The following is an 18,250-nucleotide window of genomic DNA, read 5'->3' on the forward strand; positions in this document are numbered from 1 at the left end:
CACAGTCACCACGTCTTCGGGCACCCGCGAGACTCGAGGGCTGCGCCGACGCGGTCCAGGAACCACTGCGTGCCGTTGTGCAGAATCCCGCTGGTCAACCGGACGTCGATCCACCCGAGCTCCGACAGGCGGGCGTATCGGACGACATCTCCTGACCGCTGCCCCGGGTCCGTCCAGTGGTGTGCCCCGTCGAAATCCACGCCGACGAGGTACTCCGGCCACCCTAGATCGATGCGCGCAAACGCCCACCCGTCGGCGTCGAAGACGTGAATCTGCGTCTGAGGCGGCGGAAAGCCGGCCTGTACGAGCACGAGTCGCGTGAGCGATTCATAGGGTGACTCGGCGCCGCCGTCGACGAGCGCGAGGGTCGCCCGCAGCTGCCTTAGCCCCCGCACCCCGGGGTGCCGAGCGATGACCGTCTCGACGTCGGAGATCTTGACATCGGTGGCGTTCACGAGCGCGTCTATGCGTTGCACACCGTCGCGCAGCGGCAGCCGTCGGCCGAGGTCGAAGACGGTGCGAGCGGGTGTGGTGACGGGCAGCGACCCGATCGATTGAATCTCCTCGGCGACAAGCGTTTCGGTGCGGACGACGATGCCCGGCGGCGGACGCCTGTTGGTGTGGATCAGTTCGATCGGGATGTCGGGTTCGATCCACTTTGCCCCGTGCAACGCTGAGGCGGCCAGTCCGGCGACGACGGCTCTGCGGCCAGACCACAGCCACGCCGCACCCGCACGGTGATCCGTCGGCAGATCACTGCCACGAACCGTCCACACGCCCGGGAAGTCGGCGCGGTGGAACCGGCGCAACTCGCGGAAGGTGAGCAGGCCGTCGTCGAGTGCCTCGCGCGCCCGGAAGGGCCCGTCGATGAAGTGCATGGCCGGACGGTCGCACCGGCTCCGACGGTCCACGGCCTTCACGGGCGGGTCATCCACAGCCGCTTCGTCATCCACAGGGCTCGAGTGTGCGAAGCGATACGCCTGCAGCGGCGAGTCGCGGATGAATCCGCACACTCGGTGGAATCTGGGCGCGCCTCAGCGGGTGACGACGACCTTGCCGGTCATCCGGCCCGATTCGACGGCGCGATGCGCCTCCTTGAGGCCGGCCGACGAGAAGTCTTCGATGGTCCGGGTGACGGTGGTGCGCAGTACGCCGCGGTCCACCAGATCCGCGGCGGTGGTCAGCAACCGCTGCTGTTCGATCATGTCCGGCGTCTCGAACATCGGCCGGGTGAACATCAGCTCCCAGTGCCAGGCGATGCTCTTGGCCTTGAGACCGACGAGGTCGAGGCCGGGCGGTTCGTCGATCGCGGTGATGTGCCCGAACGGTTTCACGATCGCCGCATAGTCGTCGATGTTGCCCGCCGAGTGAGGTGAGAACAGGTAGTCGACGCCGCCGGGCGCCACAGCCAGCGTCTCGTCGCGCAGTCGGTGGTGGTCGACGACGGCATCGGCGCCCATGTTCGTCGCCCACGCTCGGGAGTCGTCGCGGCTGGCAGTGCCGATCACGCGCACACCGGTCAGCGCCTTGGCCAGCTGGATCATGATCGAGCCGACGCCGCCCGCAGCGCCCAGGACCAGCAGATCACCCGTCGACTCCTCGGTGAGCCCGAAGCGATCGAACAGCGACTCCCAGGCGGTGATGGTGGTCAGCGGCAAGGCCGCCGCATCCGCGAAGGACAGCGACGTGGGTTTGCGCGCGACGATGCGCTCGTCGACGGCGTGGAACTCGGCGTTGGTCCCCGGCCGGGTGATGTCCCCGGCGTACCAGACCTCGTCGCCCACGGCGAGCGTTTCCACCTGCGGCCCAACGGCTTCCACGACGCCCGCCGCATCGTAACCGAGGATCGCAGGCTCCGCCGAGGGCTCGAGCGCGGCGCGCTGCTTGACGTCGACAGGGTTGACCGACACGGCGTGCACCCGCACCAGCACGTCGCGGGGACGGAGGTCGGGCACGTGGACCGTCACATCCCGCAGCGTGCGGTCGTCGTCAATGGGTCCGCCGGCGTAGGAGCCGATCGCGCGCATCTCGGTCATCTTCACCCCAACGGCGCGGGCGGTCTCCTACTTCCCGCCGCGGCGCGTCGCGGATGAAACCGCACAGCCGGCGAGGGGAGCGGGAGGAGGCGCATGCGAAGAGGCCCCGGCTCGCCAAGCGAGCCGGGGCCTCCTCGTGAGTGGGACTTAGAAGTCCATACCGCCCATGCCACCGGTCGGGTCGCCCGCGGGTGCGGCCGACTTCTCCGGCTTGTCGGCGACGACGGCCTCGGTGGTGAGGAACAGCGCCGCGATCGAGGCTGCGTTCTGCAGCGCCGAGCGGGTCACCTTCACCGGGTCGGCGACGCCGGCGGCGAGCAGATCCTCGTACTCGCCGGTCGCGGCGTTCAGGCCGGTGCCCTTGTCCGAGTTGCGGACCTTCTCGGCCACGACACCCGGCTCCAGACCACCGTTGAAGGCGATCTGCTTCAGCGGGGCCTCGAGCGCGACGCGCACGATGTTGGCGCCGGTGGCCTCGTCACCGGTGAGCTTGAGCTCCTCGAGCGACGGGGCGGCCTGCAGCAGAGCCACGCCACCACCGGCGACGATGCCCTCCTCGACGGCGGCCTTGGCGTTGCGCACCGCGTCCTCGATGCGGTGCTTGCGCTCCTTGAGCTCCACCTCGGTGGCGGCGCCGGCCTTGATCACCGCAACACCGCCGGCCAGCTTGGCCAGGCGCTCCTGCAGCTTCTCGCGGTCGTAGTCGGAGTCGCTGTTCTCGATCTCGGCGCGGATCTGGGCGACCCGGCCCTGGATGGCGTCGGCGTCGCCGGCACCCTCGACGATCGTGGTCTCGTCCTTGGTGATGACGACCTTGCGGGCCTGGCCCAGCAGCGAGACGTCGGCGGTCTCCAGGGAGAGGCCGACCTCTTCGCTGATGACCTGACCACCGGTGAGGATGGCCATGTCCTGCAGCATCGCCTTGCGGCGGTCACCGAAGCCCGGGGCCTTGACGGCGACGGACTTGAAGGTGCCACGGATCTTGTTGACGACCAGGGTCGACAGGGCTTCGCCCTCGACGTCCTCGGCGATGATCAGCAGCGGCTTGCCGGACTGGATGACCTTCTCCAGCAGCGGCAGCAGATCCTTGACGGTCGAGATCTTCGACGACACCAGCAGGATGTACGGATCCTCGAGGACCGCTTCCTGACGCTCGGCGTCGGTGACGAAGTAACCCGAGATGTAGCCCTTGTCGAAGCGCATACCCTCGGTGAGCTCGAGCTGCAGGCCGAAGGTGTTGCTCTCCTCGACGGTGATGACGCCCTCGTTGCCGACCTTGTCCATGGCCTCGGCGATCAGATCACCGATGGACTGGTCACCGGCGGAGATGCCGGCGGTCGCCGCGATCTGCTCCTTGGTCTCGACCTCTTTGGCCGACTTCAGCAGCGTCTCGGTGACCTTCTCGACGGCCTTCTCGATGCCGCGCTTCAGGCCGAGCGGGTTGGCGCCGGCGGCCACGTTGCGCAGACCCTCGCGCACGAGCGCCTGGGCGAGCACGGTGGCGGTGGTGGTGCCGTCACCCGCGACGTCGTCGGTCTTCTTGGCGACCTCTTTGACCAGCTCGGCGCCGATCTTCTCGTACGGGTCCTCCAGCTCGATCTCCTTGGCGATGGACACACCATCGTTGGTGATCGTGGGGGCGCCCCACTTCTTCTCCAGGACGACGTTGCGGCCCTTGGGGCCCAGCGTCACCTTTACCGCGTCGGCGAGGCTGTTGAGGCCCCGCTCGAGGCCGCGACGGGCCTCTTCGTCATACGCAATTGTCTTGGCCATTGCGAAGGTTTCCTCCGATAACGGATGCACGTTCTCGTCGGTCGGGTCCAGTGCCCGCGACGGACGGCTTGGGTGTGCCCCGCAGGTGCGGACCCTCGCCTCACCGTCCCGACCTAGCACTCACCGGTCGCGAGTGCCAATTGCATTCTTAGCACTCGACCAGGGAGAGTGCAAGGCATCGGGGGGGCGGTCAGCGCGGCCGCAAACCGTCCGTCACCACGTCCGTCGCCCGCGCGGCCACCTCGGCGTCGTACGCGCCGATGGCCTGGCAGCCGACCAGAATGGCCTTGAGTTCCGGCACGTCGAGGTCGGCGCGGACGGTACCCGCCTCCTGCCCGGCCGCGAGCAACTCCCCCAGCAGTGTGCGCGCATCGGCGTCGGCCTCCGGAGCGACGGCGTGGACGTCGATACCCCGGCCTGCGAGTGCGTCGATGAGCACATGGTCGGAGGCGCCCCACTCCAGCACCATCGCCCGCAGGAAGGCGAACAGCGCTTCGCCGGGGTCTCCGGACTGCAGCAGCTGCCTGCCGCGGTCGGCCATGTCGCGGATCCGGTGTGCGACGACAGCCGCGTACAGCGCCTCCTTGGTCGGGAAGTGGCGGTAGATCGTGCCGGCCCCGACGCCGGCGCGCCGGGCGATCTCGTCGACCGGGACGCTCAGCCCCTCGGCGGCGAACGTCTCGTAGGCCACCTCCAAGACCCGGTCCCGATTCCGGGCCGCGTCGGCACGCAGCGGTCGGACCCCGCCGATATCCGCGGCCATATCCATCCGTTCATCTCGGAATCATTGAAACGGAGCGATCGTTCCGTATAGTGGCAACCAACCGGAGCGCACGCTCCGCTTTCATTGTAGGAGGACCCCGTGGCTTCATCGTCCAAGTGGACGGCCAGTGACATTCCGGCCCAGTCCGGTCGCATCGCGATCGTCACCGGCGCCAACACCGGCCTCGGCCTGGCGACCGCCAAAGCGCTCGCCGGCCACGGCGCACACGTCGTGCTCGCGGTGCGCGACACCGAGAAGGGCAAACGGGCCGCCGACGAGATCACAGCGGAACACCCCGACGCCACCGTCACCCTGCAGAGCCTCGACCTCGGATCCCTGCGCTCGGTACGCGCGGCGGCCGAAGCGCTCAAGGCGGAGTTCCCGCGCATCGACCTCCTCATCAACAACGCCGGCGTGATGTACCCGCCGAAGCAGACCACCGAGGACGGCTTCGAGCTCGCCTTCGGCACCAACCACCTCGGCCACTTCGCGCTCACCGGGCTGCTGCTGGAGAACCTCCTGCCGGTGCCGGGATCACGGGTGGTGACGGTCAGCAGCGTGGGGCACCGGATCCAGGCCGCCATCCACTTCGACGATCTGCAGTGGGAGCGCAGCTACAGCCGGGTGGGCGCCTACGGGCAGTCGAAGCTGGCGAATCTGCTGTTCACCTATGAATTGCAGCGCCGTCTCGATGCGGCCGAGACGATCGCGGTCGCCGCCCACCCCGGGCTGTCGAACACCGAGCTGATGCGTCACCTGCACCTGCCGTCCGCCTTCAACCCGTTGATCGGCCTCGTCGCGCAGAGCCCCGCGATGGGCGCGTTGCCGACGCTGCGCGCGGCCACCGACCCCGGTGTGCGCGGCGGGCAGTACTACGGCCCCGGCGGTCTCGGCGAGACGCGCGGATACCCGAAGCTGGTCGGCTCGAGCAGTCAGTCGCACGACCTCGACCTGGCGCGCCGGCTGTGGACGGTGTCCGAAGAGCTCACCGGAGTGACCTTCCCCGTCGGCTAGGTTGTGGCACGCTCAAAGTCGTGTCACTGGTCGTACCGCCGTATCCGCCGCCGCGCTACACCGATGACGAGCCCGAGGTCAGCGCGTGGCTCAAACGCGCGAACGAGCCGCCGGACTACGACGCCTTCGGCCTCGTGCGGTACCACTACCTGGCCAACCAGGAAGCCACCGGCGGGGACTACGGGCTCTACCGCGTCGAGATCGCGCCGCGCGGCGGCGGGCCAGGCCCGCACTTCCACCGGGCGATGTCCGAGGCGTTCTTCGTCCTGTCCGGCACCATCAAGCTCTACGACGGGCGGGACTGGGTCGACGGCAACCGCAACGACTTCCTCTACGTGCCGCCGGGCGGCATCCACGGTTTCCGCAACGAGGCCGACGAGCCCGCGTCGATCCTGATGCTGTTCGCCCCCGGAGCACCGCGTGAGCACTACTTCGAGGGCTTGGCCCAGCTCGGCGAGATGACCGACGCCGAGCGCAGGGAGTGGTTCGTCAAGAACGACAATCACTTCGTGGAATGACGTAGACGGGCGGCCAGATACGGCGCGGTGCGGCTGCCTTCGGCCCGGCTGACCTCCCGCGGTGTCCCGGCGGCGACCACCTGTCCGCCGTCGGCGCCCGCGCCGGGTCCGAGATCGACCACCCAGTCCGACCCCGCCACCATCCGCATGTCGTGCTCGGCCACCACGACGGTGTTGCCCGCGTCGACGAGGCGGTGCAGCTGCGCGTCGAGCAGATCCACATCCGACGGGTGCAGCCCGGTGGTGGGTTCGTCCAGCACGTAGAGCGTGTGGCCGCGCCGCGGCCGTTGCAGCTCCGAGGCCAGCTTGATGCGCTGAGCTTCGCCACCGGACAATTCGGTCGCGGGCTGCCCGAGCCTCAGGTAGCCGAGCCCCACCTCGCGCAGCGTCGTCAGGCTGCGGGCGGCGCCCGCGATGTCGGTGAAGAACTCCGACGCCTCGTCGACGGTCATGGCGAGCACCTCGGCGATCGTGCGGCCCCGGTACCGGATCTTCAGCGTGGCCTCGTTGTAGCGGGCGCCCCGACAGGTCGGGCACGTGCCGTATGTGCCTGGCAGGAACAGCAATTCGACCGAGACGAAACCCTCGCCCTGACAGGTCGGGCACCGGCCCTCGGCGACGTTGAACGAGAACCGGCCGGCCGTCCAGCCCCGGCGACGGGCGGCGGGCGTCGCCGCGAACTCGCGGCGGACGGCGTCGAAGAGCCCGGTATAGGTGGCCAGAGTGGAACGGGGGGTGCGCCCGATCGGCTTCTGGTCCACCGCCACCAACCGCGTGATCGCCTCCACCCCCTCGGCACGCACACCGATCGACGCGTCGTGGTCCAGGTCGGCGACCTCGGCGTCGGGATCTTCGCCATCAGCCTCGGATTCGGCGTACACGGCGCGGCCCAGATGGCGGTTGACCACATCGTCGAGCACCTTCACCACGAGCGTCGACTTACCCGAACCCGACACCCCAGTGACCGCCGTGAAGACGCCGAGCGGCAGATCGACGTCCAGCTCGCGCAAGTTGTGCGACGAGATGCCCTGCATCCGTAGCCATCCCAACGGCGCGCGTGGTGACCGCGCCGTCGTGGCCGCGGTGTCGAAAAGGTATCTCCCGGTGACCGATTCGCTGACCTCGGCGAGACCCGGTACCGGTCCGCTGTAGAGGACCTCTCCGCCGAGTTCCCCCGCCCCGGGGCCGACGTCGACGATCCAGTCGGCGCGGCGCACCACGTCCATGTCGTGTTCGACGACGAACACCGAATTGCCCGCGCGCCGAAGGCGATCCAGCACATCGAGCAACGGCTCCGCGTCGGCGGGATGCAGACCCGCCGACGGTTCGTCCAGGACGTAGAGCACGCCGAACAACCCCGCGCGCAGCTGGGTGGCCAACCGGAGCCGCTGCAGCTCGCCCGGGGAGACCGTCGGAGTGCGGCGGTTCAGCGTCAGGTAACCCAGGCCCAGGTCGACGAGCACCTGGATGCGGGCCACGAGGTCGGCGGCGATCATCGTGGCCACCTCGGTCAGCTCACCGGATGCCGTCGACTCGAACGCCGCCGCCGCGTCGGTGCGCGCGGCGACCGGGCGCAGTGCGTCGGCGAGTTCGGCCAGCGGCATCGCCACATAGTCGGCGATCGTGCGGCCGGCGAACGTGACCCTCAGCGCTTCGGGGCGCAGTCCCGATCCCCCGCACAACCCGCACTCGACGGTGTTGACGTACTGCAGCACCCGGCGGCGCATCGTGGCGCTCTGCGAGTTGGCCAGGGTGTGCCTGACGTGGCGTTCCGCACTCGAGAACGTCCCGTTGTAGTAGTAGTCGGCGGTGACGGGATGCCGGCCCGGGTCGATCTCGACGGTCGGCTGCTCGTCGGTGAAGAGTATCCAATCACGTTGCCGTTTCGGCAGTTTGCGCCAGGGCCGGTCGATGTCGTAGCCGAGGGTGATGAGGATGTCACGCAGGTTCTGCCCCTGCCAGGCCCCCGGCCACGCGGCGACGGCGCCGTCGCGGATGGTCAGCGACGGATCCGGGACGAGCGTCTGTTCCGTCACCTCGTGGATCCGGCCCAGACCGTGACACTCCGGACACGCCCCGACCGCGGTGTTCGGGGAGAACGCGTCGGAGTCCAGGCGTTCGGTGGCACCGCGCGGGTAGGTGCCGGCCCGGGAGAACAGCATCCTGAGCAGATTGGACAGCGTCGTGACGGTGCCCACCGTCGACCGCGACGTGGCCGATCCCCGGCGCTGCTGCAGCGCGACCGCCGGCGGCAACCCGGTGATGTCGTCGACCTTCGGCGCGTCGGTCGGCAGCAGCAACCGCCGGGCGTACGGGGCGACCGACTCGAAATACCGGCGTTGGGCCTCGGCGTAGATGGTCCCGAACGCCAGCGACGACTTCCCCGATCCGGAGATCCCGGTGAACGCGACGAGCGCGTCACGCGGGGCCGCCACGTCCACGCCCTTGAGGTTGTGCACCCGCGTGCCGTAGACGCGCACGCAGGGGTCGTGCTCGCCGGCGGGCGGATCAGCGGTGGCCGTCATCGTGCGCTGAAGAGTACCCACGATGACCGTGGGTACGCAGCGCGTTTGCTGCGCTCGTCGGCGCCCCGCCGGGTGCCGGACCGACTCGGCGGGCCGCCGAGTCCGCAGCCGTGACCGCGAACACCGGCGACACACCGGCTGTCCGGCGACGCGCCATGCGGATATGCGCCGCCGGAATCCGTTGCGTTAGGCTGTGTCCGATCAGTGAGGAGTCTCTGGGTGCGGGCATATGCAGCGCCCGACACCCAGGCTTTGCGGGGCTGGCAGCGTCGGGCATTGGTGCGGTATCTTGGCGCCAAACCACGCGACTTCCTGGCGGTCGCGACCCCGGGTGCGGGCAAGACCACGTTTGCCCTGCGCATCGCGGCCGAGCTGCTGGCCGACGGCACCGTCGAACGAATCACCGTGGTGGTGCCCACTGAACACCTCAAGATCCAGTGGGCCGCGGCGGCCGCCCGCATCGGCATCGCGCTGGACCCGAAGTTCAGCAACTCGAACTCCCAGACGTCGTCGGAGTACCACGGCGTCGTCATCACCTACGCCCAGGTGGCCACGCACCCGAGCCGCCACCGGGTTCGCACCGAGAACCACCGGACCCTGGTCATCTTCGACGAGATCCACCACGGCGGCGACGCCAAGTCGTGGGGTGAGGCGATGCGCGAGGCGTTCAGCGACGCCACCCGCCGCCTCGCCCTGACGGGGACGCCCTTCCGCAGCGATGACAGCCCCATCCCGTTCGTCAGCTACGTGCCCGACGCCGAAGGTTTGCTGCGTTCGGAGTCCGACCACACCTACGGCTACGCCGACGCGCTGGCCGACGGGGTGGTGCGGCCGGTCATCTTCCTGGCCTACTCGGGTGAGGCGCGGTGGCGCAGCAGCGCCGGCGAGGAGCACGCCGCCCGCCTCGGCGAGCCACTGAACGCCGAGCAGACCGCGCGGGCATGGCGCACGGTGCTCGACGCGAACGGTGAATGGATCCCCGCGGTCCTCAAGGCGGCCGACACCCGGCTGCGACAGCTGCGGGCCGGGGGCATGCCCGATGCCGGGGCGATGATCATCGCCACCGACCAGACCGCCGCCCGCCAGTACGCGGCGCTGCTGACGAAGATGACCGGCGAGGCGCCGACGGTGGTGCTCTCCGACGACCCCGGCGCCTCCGCGCGCATCGCCGAGTACTCCGCGGGCAACAGCGCGTGGCTGGTCGCGGTGCGCATGGTGTCCGAGGGCGTCGACGTGCCGCGCCTGGCGGTCGGGGTCTACGCCACCAGCGCTTCGACGCCGCTGTTCTTCGCCCAGGCGATCGGGCGCTTCGTGCGGTTGCGACGCCCCGGCGAGACCGCCAGCATTTTCGTGCCCTCGGTGCCGACCCTGCTCGACCTGGCCAGCCAGATGGAAGCTCAGCGCGACCATGTGCTCGGCAAACCGCATCGCGAGTCGATGGGCGACGAGGAACTCGTCGAGCGCCGCCGCAGCGAGCCCACCGAAGAGGACCGGGGCTTTGAATCCCTCGGCGCCAGCGCCGAACTCGACCAGGTGATCTTCGACGGGGCATCGTTCGGCACGGCGACGCCGGCCGGCAGCGAGGAAGAGGCCGACTACCTCGGGATACCGGGCCTGCTCGACGCCGACCAGATGCGAGACCTGTTGCGCCGCAGGCAGGAAGAGCAACTCACCCGGCGCACCGCCTCGGGTGAGCCGCCGCCGGTGACACCCTACGGACAGCTCCGCGAACTGCGCCAGGAGCTCAACACCCTGGTGTCGCTGGCCCACCACCGGCTGAACAAGCCGCACGGCTGGATTCACAACGAGCTCCGCCGGATCTGCGGCGGGCCACCGGTGGCCGCAGCGACGTCGGATCAGTTGCAGGCCCGCATCGCGGCGGTGCGCACGCTCAAGGCCTGACGCCCCCGTCGGCCGTTGACGATGGAAGAAGTCGGTTCGGCGACGCTGTCAACGGGCTGATCGAAAAACTACAGTCGGGGTACGCACAAGCGGGGGTTGCGATGAATTCGGTTGTCCGCACGGGGTACCGGCAATGGTCACACTCGATGAGTACTCGCGGCTAGTCTCGGCGATCCACGCCGCCGCCGTCACACCCGAGCACTGGGTGGACGCGATGACGGCGGTGCGGCAGAGCCTGAACGCGACGACGGGGGCGATGCTGATCGCCGACGATGCAGGCCGGACCGCCGAACGGGCCAGCCTCGAACCCGATGCCCACCGCACCTACAGCGAGTACTACCACCGGATCGACTACGTCCTCTCGGCGGTGGAACGCGGCCCGGTCGGCGTCATCCACAGCGGGCAGGCGTTGATCGACTCCGAGGCCCGTGCCGAGTTCAATGTCGACTGGATTCGGCCCTACCACATGGACGACGGCCTGTTCGTGCGCCTGACCGGCAATGAGCGGCCGGCGTGCTTCATCGTCGCCAACCCGCGTCGCGACGAGCCGTTCCTCACCGACGAGCGCGCGGAACTCGTGGCCGCCCTGGTCCCGCACCTGCAGCAGGCGCTGCGCACCGAGAAGTACCTCCACGAACTCAAGCGCGACGCCGTCGACCTCGCGGGCGCGATCGACTGCATGCGCCAGGCTGTACTCGTCGTCGCCGCGAAGGGCATTGTGGTGCACTGCAATGCGGCGGCGTCGGCCCTGGTGCGCCGAGCCGACGGTCTGACGGTTCGGTCGGGTCGGCTTCGCGCGTCCCGGTCGGACGTCGACGGCGCGGTGCAGCGCGCGGTGTCCGCCGCCCTCGGATCGAGCGACGGCGGCGCGCGCAGTGGGACGTCGGTGCTCTGTCCGCGGCCGTCGGGTGGGCGCCCCTACGTCGCACACACCTTCCCGTTCCCGGCCGGTGCCCACCACGACGGCGACGACCCCCGGGCGCTGATCGTGATCGCCGATCCCGACCAGCAACCGCTGCCGCCGAAGGCGATGCTGCGCAACCTGTTCGGTCTCACCAACGGTGAATCCGACGTGGCACTGCGGGTGGCGCGCGGGCAGGGTCTGGCGCCGATCTCCGAGGAGCTGTCGGTGTCTGTCGCGACGGTCAAAACCCACCTGCAGCACGTCTTCGACAAGACCGACACCCACCGCCAGGCCGAACTGGTCCGCCTGCTCACTGCCCTGTTGCCGTGAGCGCCGGAGCGTTCGCACCCGCAGCGGGCACGCGCCGCCGCAGCGCCCGTGCCACCCGCACCATGAACGCCGGATGCACCAAACGCCCGGGTGGGGCGACCATTCCGACCACACGCAGGAAGTCCTGGGTCACCAGCGGATCGACCTCGGCAGCGCGCAGCACATATTCGGTGTAGGCGTTCGTCAGCCGCATCGGCAGCGCGGGCCGGCCCTGCACCTCCGGCAGCGCGAGGTCTGAGCCCACTGCGGTCTGCCACGCGACCCGCACCGGTTTGGCCGCGGCGCGGTGGAACCGGCGGGGTAGGTCCGCCTCCCCCGCGCGCAGACACCGGTCCAGGACCGTCGCCTCGATCGCGGCGATCGTCATACCCTGCCCGTAGACGGGGTTGAAGCTGCACACCGCGTCCCCGACGACGACGAACCCGTCCGGCAGCCGTCCCATCCTGTCGTAACGCCGCCAGCGGTTGCTCGGATACTGATGCACCGTCACGCCGCCGAGCGGTTCCCCGGCGCGAACCGCTTCGACAGCGTATGCGGGGCCTCGCTTCTTGCAGAATGCGAGCAGTTCGGCCGGTGTGGCCGGGGGGCGAATCGGCCCCAGCGTCGCGGCGGCGACCAACCAGGTGTCGCTTTCACAGCGGAACATCGCGAACCCGCGAGGTTGTCCCGGCGCGAACATCCGGATGATCAGGTGCTGCCGCAGCGCTCCGTGCGGAATCCGCACCGGCATACTCGCATAGGCGACCCGCACCAGGAGCTCCTCGACGTCCGGCCGTCCGTAGCCCAGCTCGGCGAGGAACACCGGTGCTCGCGAGCCGCGGCCGGAGGCGTCGACCACGAGGTCGGCGTCGAGAGTCGTTGCCGCCCCGGCGGTGTCGCAGATCCGCACGCCCGTCACGCGGGACCCGGCGGTGGTCAGACCCTCGACGTGGTGACCGTCGCGGATCGTCACCTGGGGCAGCGCCACGATCCGGCGCCGCACGTGCTGTTCCACCAGCGGGCGGCTGGCGTAGTGCTGAACCAGGCTGCCGGGGTCCGGGATCGCCCCTTCGCCCTTCATCCTGTGACCGGAGAAGCTGACGTCGAATCTCGACAGATCGCCGTCGTCCCAGCGGTGGGCGCCCGCCTCGACCAGGGCGTCGAGGTAGCCCGGGAACAACTCCTCGAGGATCTCCGCGCAGCGGGTGAGCAGGGCATGCGGTTGCCACCCCTGCGGCACCCCGCGGCGGGGCACCACATCGTCGGTGAGGGGGTCGCGCTCCACCACCGTCACCCGGTCGTAGTGGTCCGTGAGCACCCGGGCCGCCAACATCCCCGCCATACTCGCCCCGCACACCACCGCGTGCTGACCGACATTCGGCATCGATCACTCCTCCGTGTGACGTGTCGGTTCAACCCAATCACCGACAAGGGAGGCGCGCCTCAGCCGAACGGCTGAGATCGTCAGAGGCCCAACAATGCGGGCAGATCCGCCACCGAATCGATGACGTGGTTGGGCTGCATCGCGAATTCGTCGGCGGCCCAACGGTCCAGCGTGTCCTGCCGGAATTTGCCGGTGCGTACCAGCACACCGGTCATCCCGACCACCTGTGCCGCCAGCACGTCGTTGTTGAGATCATCGCCGACCATGTACATCTCGTCGGGGTCGACACCGAGCCGCGCCGCGGCGGCCAGGAATCCCTCGGGCGCGGGCTTGCCCACGGCGGTGGCCTTGCGCCCGGAGGTCTCCTCCATACCGATCAGGTACATGCCGGTGTCGATGCGCAACCCATCGGTGGTGTTCCACGAGGTGCTCCGGTGCATGGCGACGACGGGGACGCCGCGCGCCATCCAGTCGTACACCCAGCTCAACGTCAGGTGGTCGTATTCGGGGCCCGCACCCCCGAGCAGCACCACGTCCGGTGTCTCCGGGGGATCGCCGGGCCCGTAGTCGCCCGCGTACACCAGGTCGACCCCCGGCATGTCCTCACCGATCCGGCCGTTGTTGACCAGGAAGCACCGGGCGTCGGGATAGCGGTCTCGGACGTATTCGGCGGTCAGCACCGCGGCGGTGATCACCTCGTCGGCACCGACCTGCATCCCGGCGTCGACGAGCAGCTCGGCGATCTGCCCGCGCGTCTTGGTCGTGGTGTTGGTCAGATAGGACCGGGCGATCTGGTGCTCGCTGAGCACCCGCAGGGCCTCCGCCGCACCGTCGATCGGTCGCCACGACGTCACCAGAACACCATCGATGTCGAAGAGCACTCCACCGATCGCCATGCGCCGACAGTAAACCGCCCCGGACGACGCGCAACTCGAGCCCGGTCAATCCCGCGCCCACGGGAGCTGCCCCACCCACGGCGAGGCGCCCGCGGCGATCGACCACGCCAGGTCTGCGGGAACGTCGAGGACCCGGTACGCCTTCTCCCCAGCGGCGGTGGCGGCGATCAGCGTCGCCACCCCCGCCCGCCGCTGGAAGAACGTCTGGCGCACCGTCCACCCGATGATCCCGGCACCGGCGACGCAGTCGCGGCGACGCTCCACGCTGCCTGCGCGCGCCACAAGCCAGCCGTTCCCGACGCGGTGCCCCAGCGCGCGGACCCGGTCGGCCGCGAGCAGGGCACAGCACGCGGTCAGCGCCGCCCACGGCAACCACACCCAGATCGGCAGCGTGCCCACAACACTCACCGCCGCCAGCACGGCGCCGGCGAGCGCAGGCAGCGCGAGTCCGCGGGCCCACCTGCGCCGCGCCGCCGCCGCGCCGTGACCCCGCAGCGGTCCGTTGACCTCCTCCTCGCCATCGATGAGATCACTCAACACCCGCCGCGCGGTCTGCGCCGGGCACGGCGGCAACAGCAGCGACGCCTCCCCCGCACCGCCCACCCCGGTCATGACCGCGTCCAGCCGTGCTCCGCCGAATGCCCGTACCAGCAGCGGTTCTCGCAGCGTGCCGCCGCGCAACCGGCGCATGTCGAAGGTGTGTTCCTGGCGTCGCAGGAGTCCGTGCTCGAGATGCAGGACGTCGGCATCGCGGCGCAGCACCAGGTTCCCGTAGGTCACCAGCGACCGCAGCACCGACAGCACGACCGAACCGATCAGCACGGCGATCACGACGGCGGCCACGGTGGTGGCGACCCCGAAGCGCTGCGCCGCATCGCGTCCGTCTGCGGCGAGGCGGGAATCGCGCAGCAGCGCACCGACTCCCGCCTGGTACAGCAGGCCCGCCGCCGCGGCGATCATCGCCAGTCCGGTGAAACTGAGCGGGCTGTATCTCAGCCACGCCGGCTGCCACCGCGCCAGCACCCGCCCCCTGGGCGCGGTGTCGGCGGGGACGGTCAGCGAACCCGCGAGCAATTCCGCCCGTAGGTGCGGCACCTGTCCGGCCTCCACTGCGTCGAGCGCGAAGGCGTCGTCACCCCGCGCCTCCTGGCCGGTGCTCACCCGCAGCACCGTCAGCCCGAGCAACCGGTGCAGCAACCGTGCGTCCGTCGACACCGATCGAATCCTGTTGCGGGGCACTGACAGTACCCGCCGCTGCAGCACCCCCGCCCGCAGCTGGACCTCCTCGGCGTCGATGCGGTAGGTGGTGGTGAACCACCGCGCCACCCCGACGCCGACCGTCACCACCAGCGCGGCCACCGCCCACAAGGGGTTGCCGGTCGCCGAACCGAGCACCACCGACCCGACCAGCACCGGGATCTGCCGCGCCACCTCGTGCACCGGATGCACCAGCAGCATTCGCGGACTCAACCGCAGCCACTGCGGGGACGGGGCCGTCACGTCGCGTCCTGCTCACCGAGCGCGGCGATGTCGGTCAACTGGGCGACGATCCGCTCGGCCACCTCGTCGTCGAGCGCGACGATGCGCACGGCCCCGGCCGACGATGCCGTCGTCACCGTCACACTCGCCAGCCCGAACAACCGGTCCAGCGGCCCCCGCTGGGTGTCCACCGTCTGCACGCGCGAGATCGGGGCGATCCGGCGCTCCTGCACCAGCCAACCGGTCCGTGTGTACACCGCGCGCGCATCGATGTCCCAGCGGTGCACCCGATAACGCCACACCGGCACGATGCCGACGAACAGGACGATGCCGAGCGCCGTGGCCACCGCGGCCAGGATGTGCGCCCACTCCAGCGACGGGTCCGCCGTCCACCACCCGATCTGCGCCACCACCACGACCGCCCACGGCAACGCCGCCGACGTCGCCCACAGCAGCGGCGCCTTGGTGCTTGGCCGGTTCGGCGGATCTGCCAGCACGAGGCCTGGGTCGGGCGGGACGCCGGGAGGAACTCTGTCCATGGTTCGAGCATGGCGCATCTTCAGTAGGGTTTCGGCCATGACCAAATGGACTGCCGCCGATGTGCCCGACCAGGAGGGCCGCGTCGCCGTCATCACCGGAGCCAACACCGGCATCGGCTATCAGGCGGCAGCGGTGCTGGCAGGCAAGGGCGCCCACGTGGTCCTCGCCGTGCGCAACACCGACAAGGGCAACGCCGCGGCCGACCGCATCAGCGCCTCAGCACCGCACGCCGACGTCGCGGTGCGCGAACTCGACCTGACGTCGCTCGACAGCATCCGGACGGCCTCCGACGAGCTGCGCGCCGACTACCCCCGCATCGATCTGCTGATCAACAACGCCGGGGTGATGATGACCCCCAAGGGCGTCACGAAGGACGGCTTCGAGCTGCAACTCGGCACCAACCACCTCGGCCACTTCGCGCTCACCGGACAACTTCTCGACAATCTCCTGCCGGTCGAGGGTTCGCGTGTGGTGACGGTCAGCAGCAACGCCCACCGGTGGGGCCGCATCAACTTCGACGATCTGCAGTCCGAACGCGGTTACAAACGCATCAACGCCTACGGTCAGTCCAAGCTGGCCAACCTGCTGTTCACCTACGAACTCAACCGCCGGCTCTCGTCGAAGGGCGCCCCGACCATCGCCGTCGCCGCCCATCCCGGCACCTCGAGCACCGAGCTGACCCGCAACCTGTGGCCGGTGGCCCGCCGGCCGGTCGAACTGGTGTGGGGCCTGCTCTCGCAGACGGCGGACATGGGTGCGCTGCCGACGCTGCGCGCCGCCACCGATCCCGACGTGCGCGGCGGCGAGTACTTCGGCCCGGGCGGTATGGGTGAGCAGCGCGGCTACCCCGAACAGGTGCAGTCCAACAGCAGTTCACACGACGAGGCCGTCGCCCAGCGCCTGTGGACGGTGTCCGAAGAGCTCACCGGCGTCACCTTCCCGGTGTAGCGATGCGGACAGTCGAGGAGCACCAGCGTGTCGTCGCGGGGCTGATCGAGAAACGACCGCCCGTGCGGCTGCCGATCGCCGCCACCCTCGGTCTCACACTGGCCGAGGACATCGTCGCGCCGCTGTCCCTGCCGGGTTTCGACAACTCGGCGATGGACGGATACGCGGTCATCGCCGAGGACGTGGCCGGGGCGACCGAGGACCGGCCGGTGCGGCTGCCGGTCGTCGAGGACATCCCGGCCGGCCGGACCGATCTCCTCGTCCTGCAACGGGGCACCGCGCACCGCATCATGACCGGCGCACCGCTGCCGCGCGGGGCGACGGCCGTGGTTCCGGTGGAGGCGACGAACGGCGCGACGGACACCGTCGAGATCCGCACCGCGGCACGGTCGGGCCAGCACGTCCGCACCGCGGGGGAGGACGTCACCGCGGGCACCACGGTCCTGCGCGCGGGCGTTGCGCTCACCCCGGCGGCCCTCGGTCTGGCGGCGGCGCTGGGCCTCGGTGAGCTGTCGGTGATCCCGCGGCAGCGAGTGCTGGTCATGTCGACGGGCACCGAACTGGTCGCCCCCGGCGCCCCCCTGCAGCCCGGGCAGATCTACGAGTCCAACGCCGTCATGCTGGCCGCGGCCATCCGCGAGGCCGGCGGTGAGGTGGTCGCCTCGCCCATGTGCGGCGACGACGTCGACGTCTTCCGCGACACCCTCAACCGCTACGCCGGGCAGGCCGATCTGATCGTCACCACGGGCGGCGTAAGCGCCGGCGCGTACGAGGTCGTCAAGGACTCCCTCGGTTCCGGAGCCGCCCCGGCGGCGACATCGGGCTCGGGTGAGGTCGAGTTCGCGAAGGTGGCCATGCAACCCGGGATGCCGCAGGGCGCCGGCCGCGTCGGTGGCACACCCGTCGTCACGCTGCCCGGCAACCCCGTCAGCGCACTGGTCTCCTTCGAGGTGTTCCTGCGGGTCCCGCTGCGGGCGGCGATGGGTGCGGTGCAGCCCGGACGTCCGCGCCGAAGCGCCGTGCTGACCGAGGATCTGACGTCGCCGCGGGGCAAGCGCCAGTTCCGCCGCGGAGTGTTCGACCCGGCCACCGGCGAGGTCACCAGCTACGGTCCGCCCGCGTCGCACCACCTGCGCTGGCTGGCTTCGGCCAACTGTCTGCTCGAGATTCCCGAGGACACCCATGAGCTGCCCGCGGGGTCGCGAGTCGACGTGTGGGACCTGAGCTAGCAAGTTCGACACCGCACGCACGTAGAATCC

15 protein-coding genes are annotated in these 18,250 nt (G+C 70.0%); 6 read left to right on the forward strand and 9 right to left on the reverse strand.

Annotated elements, in window-relative coordinates; all coding sequences use genetic code 11:
• Positions 1-5 precede the first annotated feature (5 nt).
• The 4 genes from G6N30_RS17650 to G6N30_RS17665 all read right to left on the reverse strand — a co-directional run bounded on the left by G6N30_RS17650 (position 6) and on the right by G6N30_RS17665 (position 4,572).
• Positions 6-878: a type IV toxin-antitoxin system AbiEi family antitoxin gene (locus G6N30_RS17650; protein WP_134054987.1), complete on the reverse strand. Its 873-nt coding sequence runs from the start codon at positions 876-878 to the stop codon at positions 6-8.
• Positions 879-1,034: 156 nt separating this feature from the next.
• Positions 1,035-2,036, reverse strand: a complete 1,002-nt coding sequence (locus tag G6N30_RS17655; protein ID WP_134054989.1) for a zinc-binding alcohol dehydrogenase family protein — start codon at positions 2,034-2,036, stop codon at positions 1,035-1,037.
• Positions 2,037-2,183: 147 nt separating this feature from the next.
• Positions 2,184-3,809: a chaperonin GroEL gene (groL, locus tag G6N30_RS17660; protein ID WP_134054991.1), complete on the reverse strand. Its 1,626-nt coding sequence runs from the start codon at positions 3,807-3,809 to the stop codon at positions 2,184-2,186.
• A 190-nt stretch (positions 3,810-3,999) separates the two neighbouring features.
• Positions 4,000-4,572 carry a TetR/AcrR family transcriptional regulator gene (locus G6N30_RS17665; protein WP_134055393.1) on the reverse strand — a complete coding sequence of 191 codons (573 nt, stop codon included), beginning with the start codon at positions 4,570-4,572 and terminating at the stop codon, positions 4,000-4,002.
• A 99-nt stretch (positions 4,573-4,671) separates the two neighbouring features.
• Between G6N30_RS17665 and G6N30_RS17670 the strand changes: the two genes are divergently transcribed.
• Together G6N30_RS17670 and G6N30_RS17675 are read left to right on the forward strand one after the other, a co-directional pair.
• A complete protein-coding gene (locus G6N30_RS17670; protein ID WP_134054993.1) occupies positions 4,672-5,586 on the forward strand; it encodes an SDR family NAD(P)-dependent oxidoreductase in 915 nt (304 codons plus the stop codon).
• 20 nt (positions 5,587-5,606) lie between these two features.
• Positions 5,607-6,104, forward strand: a complete 498-nt coding sequence (locus G6N30_RS17675) for a cupin domain-containing protein (protein ID WP_134054995.1) — start codon at positions 5,607-5,609, stop codon at positions 6,102-6,104.
• On the opposite strand, the gene G6N30_RS17680 is transcribed toward G6N30_RS17675, so the two are convergent.
• On the reverse strand, positions 6,089-8,629 hold the full coding sequence (locus tag G6N30_RS17680) for an excinuclease ABC subunit UvrA (protein WP_134055395.1): 2,541 nt from the start codon (positions 8,627-8,629) through the stop codon (positions 6,089-6,091). The two genes, G6N30_RS17675 and G6N30_RS17680, sit on opposite strands and share 16 nt — an antisense overlap.
• A gap of 219 nt (positions 8,630-8,848) precedes the next feature.
• Between G6N30_RS17680 and G6N30_RS17685 the strand changes: the two genes are divergently transcribed.
• Both G6N30_RS17685 and G6N30_RS17690 read left to right on the forward strand, forming a co-directional pair.
• Positions 8,849-10,531, forward strand: coding sequence for a DEAD/DEAH box helicase (locus G6N30_RS17685; protein ID WP_134054997.1), 1,683 nt, complete (start codon positions 8,849-8,851; stop codon positions 10,529-10,531).
• Positions 10,532-10,664: 133 nt separating this feature from the next.
• Entirely contained in the window at positions 10,665-11,765 is a 1,101-nt protein-coding gene (locus G6N30_RS17690) for a helix-turn-helix transcriptional regulator (protein ID WP_134054999.1), read from the forward strand.
• Here the strand turns inward: G6N30_RS17690 and G6N30_RS17695 are convergent.
• The 4 genes from G6N30_RS17695 to G6N30_RS17710 form a co-directional block, all read right to left on the reverse strand.
• On the reverse strand, positions 11,746-13,128 hold the full coding sequence (locus G6N30_RS17695) for an FAD-dependent oxidoreductase (RefSeq protein ID WP_134055001.1): 1,383 nt from the start codon (positions 13,126-13,128) through the stop codon (positions 11,746-11,748). The two genes, G6N30_RS17690 and G6N30_RS17695, sit on opposite strands and share 20 nt — an antisense overlap.
• A gap of 80 nt (positions 13,129-13,208) precedes the next feature.
• Positions 13,209-14,024 (reverse strand): HAD-IIA family hydrolase, encoded by an 816-nt coding sequence (locus G6N30_RS17700; RefSeq protein WP_134055003.1) that lies wholly within the window; start codon positions 14,022-14,024, stop codon positions 13,209-13,211.
• 45 nt (positions 14,025-14,069) lie between these two features.
• A complete protein-coding gene (locus tag G6N30_RS17705) occupies positions 14,070-15,482 on the reverse strand; it encodes a PH domain-containing protein (RefSeq protein ID WP_134055398.1) in 1,413 nt (470 codons plus the stop codon).
• Positions 15,483-15,520: 38 nt separating this feature from the next.
• Positions 15,521-16,060, reverse strand: a complete 540-nt coding sequence (locus G6N30_RS17710) for a PH domain-containing protein (RefSeq protein WP_407664660.1) — start codon at positions 16,058-16,060, stop codon at positions 15,521-15,523.
• Between the two features lie 19 nt (positions 16,061-16,079).
• Here G6N30_RS17710 and G6N30_RS17715 point away from each other — a divergent pair, with 19 nt between their 5' ends.
• Both G6N30_RS17715 and moeA read left to right on the forward strand, forming a co-directional pair.
• Entirely contained in the window at positions 16,080-16,991 is a 912-nt protein-coding gene (locus G6N30_RS17715) for an SDR family NAD(P)-dependent oxidoreductase (protein ID WP_179965481.1), read from the forward strand.
• A gap of 2 nt (positions 16,992-16,993) precedes the next feature.
• Complete coding sequence (gene moeA, locus G6N30_RS17720) at positions 16,994-18,220, forward strand: molybdopterin molybdotransferase MoeA (RefSeq protein WP_134055009.1); 1,227 nt, start codon at positions 16,994-16,996, stop codon at positions 18,218-18,220.
• Positions 18,221-18,250 lie beyond the last annotated feature (30 nt).

Source organism: Mycolicibacterium litorale, assembly GCF_010731695.1.
In the GTDB taxonomy this organism is placed as follows: Bacteria; Actinomycetota; Actinomycetes; order Mycobacteriales; family Mycobacteriaceae; genus Mycobacterium; species Mycobacterium litorale.